General features: G+C 68.4%; 15 protein-coding genes. 5 read left to right on the top strand and 10 right to left on the bottom strand.

Features of this window, described 5'->3' with window-relative positions:
* The first annotated feature begins 80 nt into the window (after positions 1-80).
* Positions 81-1,754 carry an alpha/beta hydrolase gene (locus tag WKC72_RS03850; RefSeq protein WP_370181795.1) on the top strand — a complete coding sequence of 558 codons (1,674 nt, stop codon included), beginning with the start codon at positions 81-83 and terminating at the stop codon, positions 1,752-1,754.
* Here the strand turns inward: WKC72_RS03850 and WKC72_RS03845 are convergent.
* Positions 1,737-2,297: a hypothetical protein gene (locus WKC72_RS03845; RefSeq protein ID WP_370181794.1), complete on the bottom strand. Its 561-nt coding sequence runs from the start codon at positions 2,295-2,297 to the stop codon at positions 1,737-1,739. The two genes, WKC72_RS03850 and WKC72_RS03845, sit on opposite strands and share 18 nt — an antisense overlap.
* Positions 2,298-2,397: 100 nt before the next feature.
* Between WKC72_RS03845 and WKC72_RS03840 the strand changes: the two genes are divergently transcribed.
* On the top strand, positions 2,398-2,925 hold the full coding sequence (locus WKC72_RS03840; protein WP_025431550.1) for a peptidylprolyl isomerase: 528 nt from the start codon (positions 2,398-2,400) through the stop codon (positions 2,923-2,925).
* A gap of 13 nt (positions 2,926-2,938) precedes the next feature.
* Positions 2,939-3,856 carry a rhomboid family intramembrane serine protease gene (locus WKC72_RS03835; protein ID WP_128640509.1) on the top strand — a complete coding sequence of 306 codons (918 nt, stop codon included), beginning with the start codon at positions 2,939-2,941 and terminating at the stop codon, positions 3,854-3,856.
* On the opposite strand, the gene WKC72_RS03830 is transcribed toward WKC72_RS03835, so the two are convergent.
* On the bottom strand, positions 3,850-4,308 hold the full coding sequence (locus tag WKC72_RS03830) for a PH domain-containing protein (protein WP_081792442.1): 459 nt from the start codon (positions 4,306-4,308) through the stop codon (positions 3,850-3,852). The two genes, WKC72_RS03835 and WKC72_RS03830, sit on opposite strands and share 7 nt — an antisense overlap.
* A 67-nt stretch (positions 4,309-4,375) precedes the next feature.
* The gene (gene crgA / locus WKC72_RS03825) at positions 4,376-4,639 is read right to left on the bottom strand and encodes a cell division protein CrgA (protein WP_005249082.1); all 264 of its coding nucleotides are present in this window, start codon (positions 4,637-4,639) and stop codon (positions 4,376-4,378) included.
* Positions 4,640-4,758: 119 nt separating this feature from the next.
* Here crgA and WKC72_RS03820 point away from each other — a divergent pair, with 119 nt between their 5' ends.
* Together WKC72_RS03820 and WKC72_RS03815 are read left to right on the top strand one after the other, a co-directional pair.
* Positions 4,759-5,460, top strand: coding sequence for a DUF881 domain-containing protein (locus tag WKC72_RS03820; RefSeq protein WP_037234988.1), 702 nt, complete (start codon positions 4,759-4,761; stop codon positions 5,458-5,460).
* A 54-nt stretch (positions 5,461-5,514) separates the two neighbouring features.
* Positions 5,515-6,168 carry an aminodeoxychorismate/anthranilate synthase component II gene (locus WKC72_RS03815; RefSeq protein WP_112300312.1) on the top strand — a complete coding sequence of 218 codons (654 nt, stop codon included), beginning with the start codon at positions 5,515-5,517 and terminating at the stop codon, positions 6,166-6,168.
* Between the two features lie 60 nt (positions 6,169-6,228).
* Here the strand turns inward: WKC72_RS03815 and pknB are convergent, their stop codons facing one another.
* The 7 genes from pknB to WKC72_RS03780 all read right to left on the bottom strand — a co-directional run bounded on the left by pknB (position 6,229) and on the right by WKC72_RS03780 (position 15,962).
* Positions 6,229-8,148 carry a Stk1 family PASTA domain-containing Ser/Thr kinase gene (pknB, locus tag WKC72_RS03810; protein ID WP_037234994.1) on the bottom strand — a complete coding sequence of 640 codons (1,920 nt, stop codon included), beginning with the start codon at positions 8,146-8,148 and terminating at the stop codon, positions 6,229-6,231.
* Positions 8,145-9,533 carry a protein kinase gene (locus tag WKC72_RS03805; RefSeq protein ID WP_112300314.1) on the bottom strand — a complete coding sequence of 463 codons (1,389 nt, stop codon included), beginning with the start codon at positions 9,531-9,533 and terminating at the stop codon, positions 8,145-8,147. Before WKC72_RS03805 ends, pknB begins: the two co-directional genes overlap by 4 nt.
* Before the next feature lie 2 nt (positions 9,534-9,535).
* Positions 9,536-11,023: a penicillin-binding transpeptidase domain-containing protein gene (locus tag WKC72_RS03800; RefSeq protein ID WP_037235000.1), complete on the bottom strand. Its 1,488-nt coding sequence runs from the start codon at positions 11,021-11,023 to the stop codon at positions 9,536-9,538.
* Positions 11,020-12,474, bottom strand: coding sequence for an FtsW/RodA/SpoVE family cell cycle protein (locus WKC72_RS03795; RefSeq protein ID WP_037235003.1), 1,455 nt, complete (start codon positions 12,472-12,474; stop codon positions 11,020-11,022). The genes WKC72_RS03800 and WKC72_RS03795 overlap by 4 nt, the downstream gene beginning before the upstream one ends.
* On the bottom strand, positions 12,474-13,943 hold the full coding sequence (locus WKC72_RS03790) for a PP2C family serine/threonine-protein phosphatase (protein ID WP_370181793.1): 1,470 nt from the start codon (positions 13,941-13,943) through the stop codon (positions 12,474-12,476). Before WKC72_RS03790 ends, WKC72_RS03795 begins: the two co-directional genes overlap by 1 nt.
* Positions 13,940-14,404, bottom strand: a complete 465-nt coding sequence (locus WKC72_RS03785; protein ID WP_005249074.1) for an FHA domain-containing protein — start codon at positions 14,402-14,404, stop codon at positions 13,940-13,942. Before WKC72_RS03785 ends, WKC72_RS03790 begins: the two co-directional genes overlap by 4 nt.
* Before the next feature lie 256 nt (positions 14,405-14,660).
* A complete protein-coding gene (locus tag WKC72_RS03780) occupies positions 14,661-15,962 on the bottom strand; it encodes a DUF3662 and FHA domain-containing protein (protein WP_037235008.1) in 1,302 nt (433 codons plus the stop codon).
* Positions 15,963-16,056 lie beyond the last annotated feature (94 nt).

Below are 16,056 nucleotides of genomic sequence, written 5' to 3'. Positions count from 1 at the left end.
ATCTGCCTGCGGGATACCCCTGGTACAAGCCGTGAAACGAAGACAGGACACCAGGACGGTTGTCCACCTAGGATTCGCAGATGCCGGAGACAGCGCCTTCCGTTCCCTCCCGACTGCGGGACGGGTCCGTGCGCTACGCACGGTCGCTCCACCCCGTCGGCCTCGCGTTCGCGTTGCTGTTCTTCGTGTGGTCGATGACGCCGTCGCTGCTGCCCCGGCCGTGGTATCTGCAGGCGGTGGCGACGGGCATCAGCCTGGCCACCGGCTACGCCGTCGGCTGCTTCGTCGCCTGGGTGGTGCGTAAGTGCGGGGTCGAACCGCACTACTCACCGAAGGCCCGTCGGATCGGGTGGTGGGTTCTGCTGGGGGCCGCCGTGATCCTCGTTCCCACCTTCCTGGTGCTGGGGTCGTGGTGGCAGCAGATCGTCCGCGATCTGGTCGGCACCGATCGCGCGAACCGCACCTACTACCTGCTGATCCTCGTGATCTCGTTCGCCGTCGCGGCACTGCTGCTGGCCGCCGGGAGGGGACTCCGCAGTGCCGCACGGCGATTGACCGCCGTCGGATTGCGCTACGTACCCGCGCCGGTCGCGAAGATCGCGAGCGTCGTCGTACTGGTCGCCGTCCTCTTCTTCGTCGTCAACGGCGCCCTCTACGCGGGCCTGCTCGCCCTCGCCAACGGCAGCCTCGCCGCCGCCGACCACGACACGGCCGCCGGCGTCACCCAGCCCACCGCGCCGGAACGGTCGGGCTCACCGGACTCGGCGGAACCCTGGGATTCACTGGGCAAGGAGGGGCGCACCTTCGTCGCCGGTGGTCCGTCGGCGGAAGACATCACCGCCCTCACCGGGCGCCCGGCGCTCACACCGATCCGCGCGTACGCGGGTCGCCACTCCGCGGACACCGTCGAGGAGGTCGCGCACCACGTGGTGGCCGAACTGAAACGCACCGGCGCCTACGACCGCGCGGTCCTGGCCGTCGCCACGACGACCGGTCGCGGCTGGGTCAACCAGGACGTCGCGTCCTCGCTCGAGTACCTGAACGACGGCGACACCGCGATCGCGTCGATGCAGTACTCGTTCCTCCCCAGCCCACTCGCGTTCATCGCCGACCGGGAGACACCGATGGTGGCAGGCAGGGCGCTGTTCGAGGCCGTCTACGCCGAATGGGCTGCGTTGCCGCAGGAGTCGCGGCCGAAGCTGGTGGTGTTCGGCGAGAGCCTCGGCTCGTACGGGGGACAGGCCGCGTTCGTCGCGGGCCAGGACATGCTGGCCCGCGTCGACGGCGCACTGTGGGTGGGAACGCCCAACTTCACCGAACAGTGGACCCGGATAACCGAGAACCGCGACCCCGGGTCGTTCCAGCGGGTCCCGGTGATCGAGGACGGCGCCGGAATACGCTTCGCCGGAAATCCCGCCGACCTCGAACTCGACGGTCCGTGGGGCGACAGTCGGGTGGTCTACTGGCAGCACGCCGGCGACCCCATCACCTGGTGGTCGCTCGACCTCCTGCTGAACCGCCCCGACTGGCTACGCGAGCCCCACGGTCCGGACGTGGACCCCGGAATGCGGTGGATCCCGTTCGTGACGTTCTGGCAGGTCACCCTCGACATGGTGTTCTCGGCGGACGTTCCCCCCGGGCACGGGCACAACTACGGGGAGGACGCCGTCGACATGTGGGCCGCGATCCTGCAACCGCCCGGCTGGACGCCGGGCGACACCGAGCGAGCGCGCGCCCTACTGGCCGGGGAGTGACGGGTCAGTAGGGGTGAGGGGCTTCGTCGCCGTGGGCGGCGTGGGCTCCTGCGTGTCCGCGCTGTCGAGGTCGCGCAGGTTCGGGGGAGCGGACGCGACGCGCGGCTGCTCGCGGCGGCGGCTCTTGACGAACACCGCGCCACCGGCGACGGCGGCACCCACGAGGACGACGATCGCGACGCGACGGCCCTTCCGCGACTTCTTCTCCTCGACCGGTGCTACGGCCGAGGTCAGGGGACGAACGACATCCTGGGCGACCTTCTTCACCGGTACGGTCCGGGCGCGTTCGTAGCCCTTCTTGGCCAGCGAAGCCCCTTGACGGCCGAGGAACAGACTGAGCTGGCCGGCACCGCGGGCCGTCGCGAGTGCCGCCGCGCGTGCGTAGCGCCGCGCCTGATCGACAGCCTCGGATTCCTTGACGCGGGAAGCCGAATCCTCGACGTGGGCCAGAGCGGTCTCGACTCGTTCGGAGACCTGCTCCTGCAGGGTCTCGGCGCGTTCGGTCGGAAGCAGATTCGTGAGGGACTCCGTCGCTCGTGTCATGTCCCCACTTTGTCACAAGAACCGCGAGCACGAACCGATCCGAAGTACTCGAGTCACCGCGGCGGAACCACACGGAACCCCACAATGGCAACATGGTGGTGTGACTTCACCTCATCAGACCGCAACCGCAACGCTGCACACCAACCGCGGCGACATCAAGATCGCGCTGTTCGGCAACCACGCGCCCAAGACCGTCGAGAACTTCGTCGGCCTGGCCGACGGTTCGAAGGACTACAGCACCGCCAACGCCGGTGGCACCGACTCCGGACCGTTCTACGACGGCGCCGTCTTCCACCGCGTCATCGACGGATTCATGATCCAGGGCGGCGACCCCACGGGCACCGGCGCCGGTGGCCCGGGCTACAAGTTCGGCGACGAGTTCCACCCGGAACTGCAGTTCGACCGCGCATACATCCTGGCCATGGCGAACGCAGGCCCGGGAACCAACGGTTCGCAGTTCTTCATCACCACCGGCCCGACGCCGCACCTCAACCGTCGCCACACCATCTTCGGTGAGGTCGTCGACGAGGAGTCGAAGAAGGTCGTCGACGCCATCTCCACCACCGCCACCGATCGCGCGGACCGTCCGCTCGAGCCGGTCGTGATCAACAGCGTCACCATCGCGTAGGGAACAGCAGCACATGACCAACCCCGGCTGGGGCGGTGCCGCGAACGAGGGCACTCCGCCCCAGCCGCGGTGCGTCCGCCACCCCGATCGCCCCACTGCACTGTCGTGCAATCGGTGCGGTCGTCCCGCCTGCCCCGAATGCCTGCGCGAAGCGGCCGTCGGCTACCAGTGTGTCGACTGCGTCGCCGCCGGGCAGCGTGATGTCCGGCCGGTCCGCAACGTCGCCGGCGCCGTGACCACGCAGCGTGCGACACCGCTGGTGACGTACATCCTGATGGCCGCGAACGTCGGCATCTTCCTGATCACCGCGGCGCAATCCCGCAGCATCATGCAGAACCAGGCCGGATCGAAGCTCTTCGCGGACTGGGCTCTGTTCCCACCCGCCGTCGTGGACGGGCAGATCGTCCGCGTGCTCGGCAGCGGATTCCTCCACTTCGGCATCATTCACCTGGCCGTCAACATGTTCGCGCTGTGGGTGATCGGCCGCGACACCGAACTGGTCCTCGGGCGTGCCCGCTACGCCTGCGTGTACTTCGCGTCGCTGCTCGGCGGTTCCGCCGCGGTGATGCTGTTCCAACTCGGCGCGGTCACCGCAGGTGCGTCGGGCGCCGTCTTCGGCCTGATGGGCGCTCAGGCCGTCATCCTGCTGCGTCTGCGACGAAGCCCCGCACCGGTGATCTCGGTGATCGCTATCAACGTGATCATCAGCATCACGATCCCGGGCATCTCACTGTGGGGGCATCTCGGCGGCCTGGTCGCCGGAGCCGCGGCCACCGCAGGAATCCTCTACGGGCCCCAACTGCTGGGCGTCGGGAACAACCGGGAGAAGGCCGTCATCGTCGGCTGGGTCTGCCTCGGCGTCGTGGTGCTGGTGCCACTGGCCGTCATCGCCGTCCGCACCCTGCAGTTGCGCGTGAGCTTCGGCTACTGACCCCGGCCCACCAGACGATGCACCGCGAGGGCATCGAACACGTCCTCCGGATTGGTGCCGAGATCCCAGCGGCCGAAGATCAGGAGGCGTTCGGTGCCGTCCTCGGTGCGCACGTCGATCTCGAGCATCGGTACCCGGCGGCCCAGCCGGGGATAGCGCACGAGCCGCGCGCGGTCGATCTCCGAGCGGGCATACCCGTGGCGGCCGGTCAGCCGGTTCACCACGATCCCCCCGCCCTCCTTGTCGACGGCGAGGCGCGGGCGTTGCCGAAGCGCCGACGCGGCGGTCAGCAGCAGTCCGAGGGCGGCGACGCACACGAGGACACGGCCCGCCGGCTCGGTCGACACGGCGAGTCCCGCGACCCCCAGCGCGAGTCCGCCCGCAGCGAGCGCGATCACCGCGCCGAGGGGCGTCGACCACTCCAACGGTGCCTCGTCAGCAGACATCAGCACTCGACCTGCGGCTATCCACAGGGGTTGTCCACATTGGGGATGAATGACATGGGTGTAATTGTGACCGTCAACGCCAGCGCATCGTCATGATCAGACCGACCACCATGAAGCCGAATCCGATGAGGAAGTTGTAGGCACCGAGGTTGTTCATCCACTCGAGCTGGTCGGCGGCCAGGTAGTAGACGAGCAGCCACACCAGGCCGACCAGCATGAACCCGAGCATCACCGAGACGTACAGGGTGCTCGAGGGGCCGGCCTTCACCTTCACCGGGGTGCGGCTCGCAGGGTTGATCGTGTAATCGGTCTTCTTTCGGACCTTCGACTTCGGCATGACGTCCTCGTTCGTGCGGCTCTACGGGAATGTGGGCAGGTAGATTCGGAAATACCTGCGTGTGTACACGCTAACGTAGCCGCGATTCGCGCGGCGAGGACGAGGGGACGGAAACACCGGTGACCAGGTCGATCTTCTGGCGGATCGCGGTGCTGGTGGTGTGTCTCGTGGCCGGTCTGCTGGTGGCCACCACCCGTCAGGTGTCGCACGGCAACGAGATTCGTGCCGGCGATTCCACCCGGCTGTCCGACCTCGTGCGGAACGCGCAATCCGAGACCGACCAGGTGGCCGAGACCCGTGATCGGCTGGCGGCGCAGGTCGAGTCGCTGCAGCAGGACGCTGCGGCGTCCGACAGCGGTGTCGCGCAGGCGCTCGCCGACTCCAAGGCGCTCGCCACGGATGCCGGACTCACACCGATGACCGGTCCCGGAGTCACCGTCACGCTCACCGACGCCCCCCGCGACGCGGACGGCAAATACCCCGTCGACGCGTCGCCGGACGATCTCGTCGTCCATCAGCAGGACGTCCAGAGTGTGCTGAACGCGCTGTGGGTGGGCGGTGCCGAGGCGATCAGCATGCAGGACCAGCGAATCGTGAACACGTCGGCGCCGCGCTGCATCGGCAACACCCTGCTGCTGCACGGCCGCACCTACAGCCCGCCGTACGTGATGTCGGCGATCGGGGATCCCGCGCGGCTGGAGGCGGCGCTCGCCAACGAACCCGGAATCCGGGTGTTCAAGCAGTACGCGTCGCGGTTCGGTCTCGGCTACTCGGAGGCGGCGTCCGGCCAGTTGACCGTGCCCGGATACGCGGGGCACTGACCTGAACGGTCCCCGGCCGTGCAGAGCGGGAAGCGGGCAGAATACCCTGCTTCCATGAGGATTCTCGTCGTCGACAACTACGACAGCTTCGTGTTCAACCTGGTCCAGTACCTCGGACAGCTGGGAACCCGGGCCGTGGTCTGGCGCAACGACGATCCGAACCTCACGGGACCCGACGCCGTCGCGGCGGCAGCGGCCGAATTCGACGGCATTCTGCTGAGCCCCGGCCCCGGCACACCGCAGCGCGCCGGTGCGACGATGGACCTGGTCACGGCGTGCGCCGCCGCCAAGACACCGCTACTCGGGGTGTGTCTCGGTCATCAGGCGATCGGGGCCGCCTTCGGCGCCACCGTCGACCGGGCACCCGAACTCCTGCACGGCAAGACCAGCGTCGTCCACCACACCGGCCAGGGTGTTCTCGCGGGTCTGCCCGACCCGTTCACCGCCACCCGCTACCACTCGCTGACCGTTTTGGAAGACACCATCCCGGACGAACTCGAGGTCACCGCCCACACCGACAGCGGCATCGTCATGGCGATGCGGCACCGGGAACTCCCGATCCACGGCGTTCAGTTCCACCCGGAGTCCGTACTCACCGAGGGTGGGCACCGCATGCTCGCCAACTGGCTCACCGTCTGCGGCGAGGCCCCGAAGGAATCCCTCGTCGCCACCCTCGAGGCCGAGGTCGCGCAGGCATTGGGCGCGTAGCACCCGTGAGTGGTTGACGAGTCCAGAGACTCCTCGACCACTCACAGGCGGCGGAGCCGCCTACCGCGGGATGCCCAGCGCGCCGACACCGACCGAGACGACACCGTTCTTGGTGATCTCCGATCCCGGCGGCTGTTCCTGGCTGATGATCTTGCCGACCATCTCCGGGTCCAGGGTGGACGTCTGCGTCTGATTCAGCGAGGCCGACGACCCGCTCCAGCCGGCGCTGCGCAGCTCGGCGAGCGCCTGCGACACCGTCTTGCCCGTCAGGTCCGGCATCTCGATGTTGTTGCCGTTCGACACCCGGATCTGGATCGTGTCGCCCTTGGCGGCGGAGGAGCCGCCGACGGGGTCGGTGGAGACGACCTGACCCTTCGGCACACCGGAATCGATGTTCTGGATCTGCACCTTGAAGCCGGCACCCTCGATGTTCGCCTGCGCGACCTCGACCTTCTGGCCGGTCACGTCCGGGATGCGAATCTGCTCCGGCCCGGTGCCCAGCGTGACGGCGACCTCGGAATCGAGGGAGATGCTCGCCCCGGAGGACGGGTTCTGCTCGATCACCTTGTCGACGTCGGACACGTCGGACGGCGCGCGGGCGACGGCGGTGTCGAGCCGTAGTCCGACCGCGTTCAGCTCCTGCTGCGCTTCCTGCTGGGTGAGGCCGGCGAGCCGCGGGACCTTCACCTGTTCGGGGCCCGACGACACCTCGAGGGTGATCGTGCTGCCCTCGTCCACCTGCACCCCGCCGACGGGCCGGGTGGTGATGACGTTGCCGGTCGCCACGACGGCGTCCGGTTTCTGCTGCCGGGCGACGCGGAAACCCAGGTTCTGCAGTGTCGTCTCGGCGTCGTCCGCGGCCTGGTTCGTGACGTCCGGCATGGTCACCTGATCGGCCTTCGAGCCCGGTCCCACGGACCACAGGAACGCGCCGACGATGCCGACGACGATGAGCGCGCCCAGCGCCATCAGCGCCACCCGCATCGGGTTCTTCTTCTTGTCGGGCTCACCGCCGTCCGTCTTCGACGCGGTGGCCGGGGTGGGTGACTGCGGGCGCCGGTAGTTTCCCGCGCCGGAGTCGACGGCACCGAGGATCGTGGTGCGGTCCTCGTCGCTCATGACCATCGGCGCGCTGGGGCGCTGCCCGCCGAGCACCCGGACCAGGTCGCTGCGCATGTCCGCGGCGGTCTGGTAGCGGTTGGCGGGGTTCTTGCTCATCGCCTTGAGGATCACCGAGTCGAGCTCGCGCGGAATGTCCGGGTTGACCGCGGACGGTGTCTGCGGGTCCTCCCGCACGTGCTGATATGCGACCGCGACGGGGGAGTCACCCTTGAACGGGGGTTCGCCGGTGAGGATCTCGAACAGCACGCACCCGAGCGAGTAAACGTCGGAGCGGGCGTCGACCTGCTCACCGCGGGCCTGCTCGGGCGACAGGTACTGGGCGGTGCCGATCACGGCGGCTGTCTGCGTCATGGGGCTGGACGCGTCGGAGATCGCTCGCGCGATGCCGAAGTCCATCACCTTGACCGCGCCCGCACGGTTGATCATCACGTTGGCGGGCTTCACGTCGCGGTGCACGATGCCGTTGCGGTGGCTGAAGTCGAGCGCCGCGCACACGTCCGAGATGACTTCCATCGCGCGGCGCGGTGCCATCGGGCCCTCGCTGCGCACGATGTCCCGCAACGTGTCACCGTCGACGTACTCCATCACGATGTACGGCAGCGGTCCCGCGTCGGTCTCCGCCTCGCCGGTGTCGTAGACGGCCACGATCGCCGGATGGTTCAGCGCCGCCGCGTTCTGCGCCTCGCGGCGGAACCGCAGGTAGAACGTGGGGTCGCGGGCCAGGTCGGCGCGCAGGACCTTGATCGCGACATCACGGCTGAGCCGGACGTCACGGGCGAGGTGGACCTCGGACATGCCACCGAAGCCGAGAATCTCACCCAGCTCGTAGCGTGAGGAGAGGTTGCGCGGTGTCGTCATGGCAGTCCTTGTGGGGTCGGAGTAGCTGACTCCTCCGACGTGGTCGTCGTGGTCGTCGTCGTGGTGGTCGGGGCGGTCGTGGTGGTGGTAGTCGTCGTCGGCTCTGTCGTCGTCGTGGTGGTCGGGGCGGTCGTCGTCGTGGTCGGCGGCTCGGTGGTGGTGGTCGTATATGTCGGCGGCTCGGTGGTGGTCGTCTGTTCCTCGGTCGTCGTGGTCGTCGTCGGCCGCGGTGTCGTCGTGATCGTCCGCAGCGACGAGGTCACCGCCGGCGACGTCGGTTCCTTCGTGTCACCCCCGTCGAACAGGACGAGCGCGAGCGCGATGATCGCCGCCAGCAGGAGCAGGCCACCCGCACCCCAGGCCACGGCCTTCTGGCCGCTGGTCAGCCCGCCCTTCTTGCCGTCACCGTTCGAGTCGTCCGGCGGCACCTGCCCCGTGACCGGTCCCGCGTACGCGGTCTGGGAAGGCGGCATCATCTGGGTTGCCCCGGTCATCGGCGGGGGCAGAACCCGGGCGGCCCCGGTGCCCGACACGCCGGGCGGCGGGGGACGCCTGCCCGCCCGGACCGCCGCGACCGCGTCGGCGAACTCTCCGCCACTGGCGTAGCGGGTGCTCGGATCCTTCGCGATGGTGATGTCGATGAGTTCGCGGATGTTCGGCGGCAGGTCGCTCGGCAACGGTGCCGGCGCCTCCTGCACGTGCTTCATCGCGACCGTGATCGCGCCGTCGCCGACGAACGGACGCCGTCCCGACAGCGCCTCGTAGCCGACGATGCCGAGGGAGTACACGTCGCTCGCCGCGGTCGCGTCCTGTCCGAGCGCCTGCTCGGGGGCGATGTACTGCGCGGTGCCCATCACCATGCCGGTGCGCGTGATGGGCGAGTTCTCCACGGCCTTCGCGATGCCGAAGTCGGTGATCTTCACCTGACCGGTGGGGGTGATCAGGATGTTGCCCGGCTTCACGTCGCGGTGCACGACTCCGGCGTCGTGCGCCACCTGCAGCGCCCGGCCGGTCTGCTCGAGCATGTCCAGGGCGTGCGGCACCGCGAGACGGCCCACCCGCGCGAGGACGGCGTTGAGCGGCTCACCGTTGACGAGTTCCATCACCAGGTAGGCGGTGGAATCGCCGGTGGCGTCGCGGACCTCGCCGTAGTCGTAGATTCCGGCGATGCCGGAATGGTTCAGCTGCGCGGTGGTGCGCGCCTCGAAGCGGAAACGTTCGACGAACTCCGGGTCGGACGAGAACTCGGACTTCAGCACCTTCACCGCGACACGACGGTTGAGCCGGTTGTCCGTCGCTTCCCAGACCTGTCCCATTCCGCCCGTGGCGATGAGCCGGATCAGGCGGTATCGATTGGCGATCAGCGCGCCGTTGTTCAGTGCCACAATCAGCCCCCTTGTAGTCCGGCTGCGATGACGGCACGGCCGATAGGTGCAGCCACCGAGCCGCCGGTTGCGGCCAGTGCACGATCTCCGCCGTCCTCGACGATGACCGCGATGGCCACGGTCGGGTTCTGGGCGGGTGCGAATCCGATGTACCAGGCGTGGGGCGGGGTGTTCCGAGGGTCGGTCCCGTGCTCGGCGGTGCCCGTCTTGGACGCGATCTGGACGCCCGGGATCTTGCCTTCGCCGCTGGTGTTGTTCTCGGAACCGATCATCAGGTCGGTCAGGGTGGCCGCCACCTGGGACGACATCGCCTGGCCTTCGGACACCGGGTTGGTGGTCGCGAGGTTGGACAGGTCCGGCCCCTGCAGTTCGGACACCAGTTGCGGTTGCATCCGTACGCCACCGTTGGCGACGGTAGCCGCGATCATCGCGTTCTGCAGCGGAGTGAGCGCGACGTCACGCTGGCCGATGCTGCTCTGGCCGAGTGCGGCGTCGTCGGGGATCGACCCGATCGTGCTGTCCGCGACGGGGAACGGGACGCCGGGCATCTGCCCGCCGATGCCGAGCGCACTGGACTGGTCGCTGACGGCGTCCGTGCCGGTCTTCACACCGAGTTCGACGAACGCCGTGTTGCAGGACCGCGCGAACGCTTCACGCAGCGACGCGGTGGGTGCGCCGCCGCACGTGGAGCCGTTGTAGTTCTCGAGCGTCGTCGACGTGCCGGGAAGGGTGATCTGCGGGGCCGCGGTCAGCTGGGTGTCGGGGGTGGTTCCGGCGGCGAGCGCGGCAGCGGTGACCACCACCTTGAACGTGGAGCCGGGTGGGTACGTCTGCGACACCGCGCGGTTGATCAGCGGCTTCTCCGGGTCGGCGTTGAGGGCCTCCCACGCCTGGGTGGTCTCGGTGCCGTCGTGGCTGGCGAGCGAATTGGGGTCGTAGCTCGGGGTGCTGACCATCGTGAGGATGCGTCCGGTGCTCGGCTCGATCGCCACGACCGAACCGGTGTAGCCCTTCGCCGTCAGCTCGTCGTACGCCACCTGCTGCATGACCGGGTTGATGGTGGTCACCACGTTGCCGCCGCGCGGGTCGCGGCCGGACACGAGGTCGAAGAAGCGACGTCCGAACAGCCGGTTGTCGGAACCGTTGAGGACCGGGTCCTCGGTCCGCTCGAGACCGGTGCTGCCGTACTGCATCGAGTAGAAACCGGTGACCGGTGCGTTGGCCAACGGGCTGGACGGCGCCGCCGGGTTCGGCGGGTAGGTGCGCAGGTACTTGTAGCGGTCGTCGGTCGGGACGGACGCCGCGAGCACCTGGCCTGCCGCCGAGATCTGGCCGCGCTGACGCGAGTACTCGTCGAGCAGCACGCGCGAGTTCCGCGGATCGGCCCGCAGGTTGTCCGCCTTGATGACCTGGACGTAGGTGGCGTTGGCGAGGAGGGCGACCACCATCACCATGACGGCGATCGCGACGCGACGCAGCGGTGTGTTCATGAGCGCGGCACCATCTCGGTCGGGGCGTCGGCGATGGGTGCGGGGCCCTTCTTCTTCGGGACCGCCGGCTCACGCGCTGCGTCGGAGATCTTGATCAGGATCGCGAGGAGGAGATAGTTGGCGAGCAGCGACGACCCACCGTACGACATGAACGGCGTCGTCAGACCGGTGAGCGGGATCAGCTTGGTGACGCCGCCGACCACCACGAACACCTGCACCGCGATCGTGAACGACAGACCGGCCGCGAGGAGCTTGCCGAAGCTGTCCCGGACGGCCAGCGCGGTGCGCAGACCGCGGATGACGAGGATCAGGAACAGCATCAGGACGGCGGCGAGTCCGATGAGACCGAGCTCCTCGCCGATGGTGGCGACGATGAAGTCGGTCTTCGCGAACGGCACCTGAGCGGGTCGTCCGCTGCCGAGTCCCGTACCGGCGACACCACCGGTCGCGAGCCCGAACAGCGACTGCGAGATCTGGTAACCGGTGTTGTTGTAGTCGGCCAGCGGGTCGAGCCAGGTGCTGACCCGGACCCGGACGTGGCCGAACAGCTGGTAGGCGAAGAAGAAGCCGATTCCGAGCAGTCCGGCACCGATCAGCAGCCACCCGACGCGTTCGGTGGCGATGTAGAGCATCACCAGCACGGTGCTGAACAGCAGCAGCGACGTGCCGAGGTCCTTCTCCAGCACGAGCACACCTACCGACACCATCCACGCGACGAGGATGGGCCCGAGGTCGCGGGCGCGCGGGAGGTCGATGCCGAACACGTGCTTGCCTGCGGTCGTGAACAGGTCGCGCTTCGCGACCAGCACCGACGCGAAGAAGATGATCAGGAGGATCTTCGCGAACTCGCCGGGCTGAATGCTGAAGCCGGGGAGGCGGATCCAGATCTTCGCGCCGTTCACCTCGGAGAAGCTGGACGGCAGGATCGCCGGGATGGCGAGGAACACCAGTCCGGCGAGGCCCAGCGTGTAGCTGTAGCGGGCCAGGAGGCGGTAGTCCTTGAGCAGCACCAGCACGCCCACGAAACCGGCGATGGCCAGCGTCGTCCACAGCACCTGCTGGTTGGCGTCCGGCGACGGGACGGGCAGCCCGAAGTAGGCGGCGGACTGTGCGTCGGCGAGGTCGAGTCGGTGGATCAACACCAGTCCGAGGCCGTTGAGCAGCGCGACGATCGGCAGGATCAGCGGGTCGGCGTACGGCGCGAACCGGCGCACCGCGAGATGCGCGATCAGAAACAGCGCCGAGTAGGCGGCGGCGTACTTGGCGAGGTCCCAGGTGATGCTCTGTTCCTGGCTGGCCTCGACCAGGACCAGCGAGATCGTCGTGATCAGGATCGCGAAACCGATCAGGATCAGCTCGGTGCCCCGGCGCGTCGACTGGACGGGGGCTGGCGCGAACCCGCCGGGGGGACTGGGAAACTGCGCCCCCGGTGATGCACTTGCGACCGACATCAGCTAGCCGTCCTGCAGTTCTGACCGGGAACCTGGGTCACGGTCGGCGCCGGGGTGGCGGTCGGAGTCGGGGGTGTGGTCGGCGCCGGAACCGGCGGTACCTCGGCCGGGGGCACAGGTGCAGGCGCGGGCGGCGGCGTGGTCTCCGGGACGGGGGCCGGGGTCGGAGCCGGGGTGGTCGTCGTGGTGGTGGACGACTCCGACTCGCAGACCGGAAGCAGATCGTTCTGGGCGAGGCGCGTCATCTGGTTGCGGACGTCGTCGAGCTTGCCCGAGGGGAGCCCGGCACGCACCTGCTCGCGGGCCGACGGCTGGAGGTCGTCGACCTCGAGTATGGTGCACCCGTTCGGTGACTCGGTCGGCGACATCAACGTCAGGTCGCCGGCATCGCTGACACAGCCGACGAGATTCGCTTCCTGCAGGGAGTAACCCAGCACCGAACCGGGAACTCCGCGCAGCACGGTGACGCGTTCGCCGTCGGCGCCGACGTAGTAGTTGTTCCGGACCAGAGCCCGCCCCACGAAGGCAGCGACGGCGACCACGACGATCAGACCGAGCGCGAGCGCCGCCCACCACATGCGGTGACGCTTCTTCTTGGTCGGCGGTTCCTCGACCTGCGGGACGACCCGCTTCGGGGTGGCCCGCGGCGGACGCATCGCGGCGGCGCGCCCCGCAGCCGTGTTGGGCGGCGGTGTGTCCTCTTCGTCAACGGCGGAGGCGGCACCGGCGACGATGGGGTGGCTCTGCCCGTAGTCGAGGTCGATGACGTCCGCGACGACGACCGTCACGTTGTCCGGGCCGCCGCTGCGCAGGGCGAGTTCGATCAACCGGTCGGCGCACTCGTCCTGCGAGCCCTCACGCATCGTGTTCTCGATGGTCTCGTCGCTGACCACGTCCGACAGTCCGTCGGAGCACAGCAGGTAGCGGTCGCCTGCGCGCGCCTCGCGGACCGTCAGCGTCGGCTCGATCTCGTTGCCGGTGAGGGCGCGCATGATGAGCGACCGCTGCGGGTGGGTGTGCGCCTGCTCGGCGGTGATTCGCCCCTCGTCGACGAGGGACTGCACGAACGTGTCGTCCCGGGTGATCTGTGCGAGGGAATCGTCGCGGAGCAGGTAGGCGCGGGAGTCACCGATGTGGACCAAGCCGAGCTTGTTGCCGGAGAACAGGATTGCGGTGAGCGTGGTGCCCATGCCGTCGAGTTCGGGGTCCTCCTCGACGTGGTCGGCGATGGAGTCGTTGCCCTCCCGGGTGGCGGCCTCGAGCTTGCCGAGCAGATCTTCGCCGGGCTCGTCGTCGTCGAGATGCGCGAGGGCCGCGATCATCAACTGCGACGCGACCTCACCGGCCGCGTGACCGCCCATGCCGTCCGCGAGCGCCAGCAGGCGGGCACCGGCATACACGGAATCTTCGTTGTTGGAACGGACAAGGCCACGGTCGCTGCGGGCGGCATAGCGGAGTACGAGGGTCACGGGCGCAACTCGATTACCGTTTTGCCGACCCGTACGGGGGTACCGAGCGGCACGCGGACAGATGTGGTGACCTTGGCGCGATCCAGGTACGTGCCGTTGGTCGAGCCGAGGTCTTCGACGTACCAGTCGGCGCCTCGCGGGGAGAGCCGAGCGTGGCGGGTGGAGGCGTAGTCGTCGGTGAGAACGAGGGTGGAGTCGTCGGCCCGTCCGATGAGGACGGGCTGGGTGCCGAGAGTGATGCGCGTGCCGGCGAGGCCGCCCTGCGTCACCACCAGATACTTGGCCGTCTTGGTCTTCCCCAGCGACGGCAGCACGTTGCCGCTGCGCGAATACCGGGGCGGCACACGGACGCCGGATCCCGCGTAGATGTCGCCGCGCAACGCCCGCAGAACGGTCCACACGAAAAGCCACAGCAGAAGCAGGAAACCTGCTCGTGTGAGTTGCAGAATCAAACCTTGCACGGCAGTCCACCTCCTTCTGTGGCGGGAACGTTCGAGGTTCCAGCGTCTTTTTCTGGCAGCATCATATGGGCAACCCGCACCCTGGGATCAGGATACGGACAGCCCACAACGATACGGAGTCCCCACCGTGTTACGTCCGACACGGGCTCCGACGCGATGTCGGTCGAGTATCGAAGCCGTCTCGGTTGGGTCTCGGTGAGGCAGTTCGGGGTCGGGTATCGGCGGAACCTACTCGGAGTCCTAACTCGGTGGTGCCTCAGAGGATTCGGACCAGGATCTCCGAATGACCCGCCCGGATGATGTCTCCGTCGGCCAGCTGCCAGTCCTGCACGGGGGCACCGTTGACGGTGGTTCCGTTGGTGGAGCCGAGGTCGGACAGCATCGCGACCTGTCCGTCCCAGCGAATGTCGATGTGGCGGCGCGACACACCGGTGTCGGGCAGGCGGAACTGTGCCTCCTGGCCGCGGCCGATGATGTTGTTGCCCTCACGCAACTGGAAGTGGCGTCCGCTGCCGTCTTCGAGCTGCAGCGTCGCCGTGAACGTGTGACCGTCGGGTGCGTAGGCCTGCTGCCCGTAACCGCCCTGGTCGTAGTCGGCGTAGCCCTGCTGGTCGTATGCCTGCTGGTCGTAACCGCCCTGCTGGTAACCGCCGCGGTCGTAACCCTGGTCGTAGCCCTGCGGCTGCTGGTATCCCGCGTCGGCGTAGGAACCGTCCGGGTAACGCGCGGGAGCCGCCTGCTGGTCGTAACCGCCCTGGTAGTCCTGCTGGTAGCCGCCCTGCTGGTAGTCGTAGCCGGCGTCCGCGGGCTGCTCGTAGCCGGGAGCCTGCGCGCCCTGGTCGTAAGCCTGGCCGTACGCGGCATCCTGGGGGTAGCCGCCGCGCTGGTCGTCGGGGTACTGCTGCTGGTCGTAGCCGCCCTGCTGGTAGCCGCCGCGGTCGTAACCGTTCTGGTAGCCCTGCGGGTACCGCTGGTCCTGACCCGCATGGGCATGACCGTTGCGCGCGTACTGCGGGTCGGGATTGCGGTTGCCCGCTGGTTCGCGGCTGGGGTCGTAGCCTGAGTTCTGCGTCATGGGGCCAGCTCCTGGGTTCGACGTGACGGGTACAAACGGTGCCTGTGGTCGCGGTGCGGGACCGCGTGGCGGTTCGGGTCGCCCCGGCGTGGCCGCACCTGGGCGGCCGGCATCCGGATCCACCGAACCCCGGGTGCGGAACTGCCCGGTGTGCAGTGAAGGCGACGGTTCGAACGCGACATGAATGGGACCATACGTCTGCCAGCCCTGGTCGCGAATGAAGTCTTCGAGGTGTCGGGCGAAGGCCTTGACCGTCAAGTCTCTGTCGGCGGCAAGTTCTTCGTGGTCCGAGTTGTTGATGGCGATGACATAGCTGTTCGGCGCGAGCACGTGCCCACCGTCCAACTGCTGGATTCGGTCGGAGGCTTCCTGTTGAAGCGCGGCCTCCACCTCCTGTGGCACGACGCCGCCGCCGAAGACCCGGGCGAACGCGTCACCCACGGCTCCCTGGAGCTTCCGCTCGAAACGTTGAACTATCCCCATCGGAACCTCCTCACGGTGCCTGGCTGTCGGGTCTTCTGTCCTCGGTGCGCGGTGGCTGTGACGAGACATGTCCGTGTCGCGCCACTGCCGTGCG

It is taken from the genome of Rhodococcus wratislaviensis, from assembly GCF_041228765.1.
Taxonomy (GTDB): domain Bacteria; phylum Actinomycetota; class Actinomycetes; order Mycobacteriales; family Mycobacteriaceae; genus Rhodococcus_F; species Rhodococcus_F wratislaviensis.
Note: the sequence above shows the minus strand (reverse complement) of the source record. Positions and strands in the feature narration are given on the sequence as shown.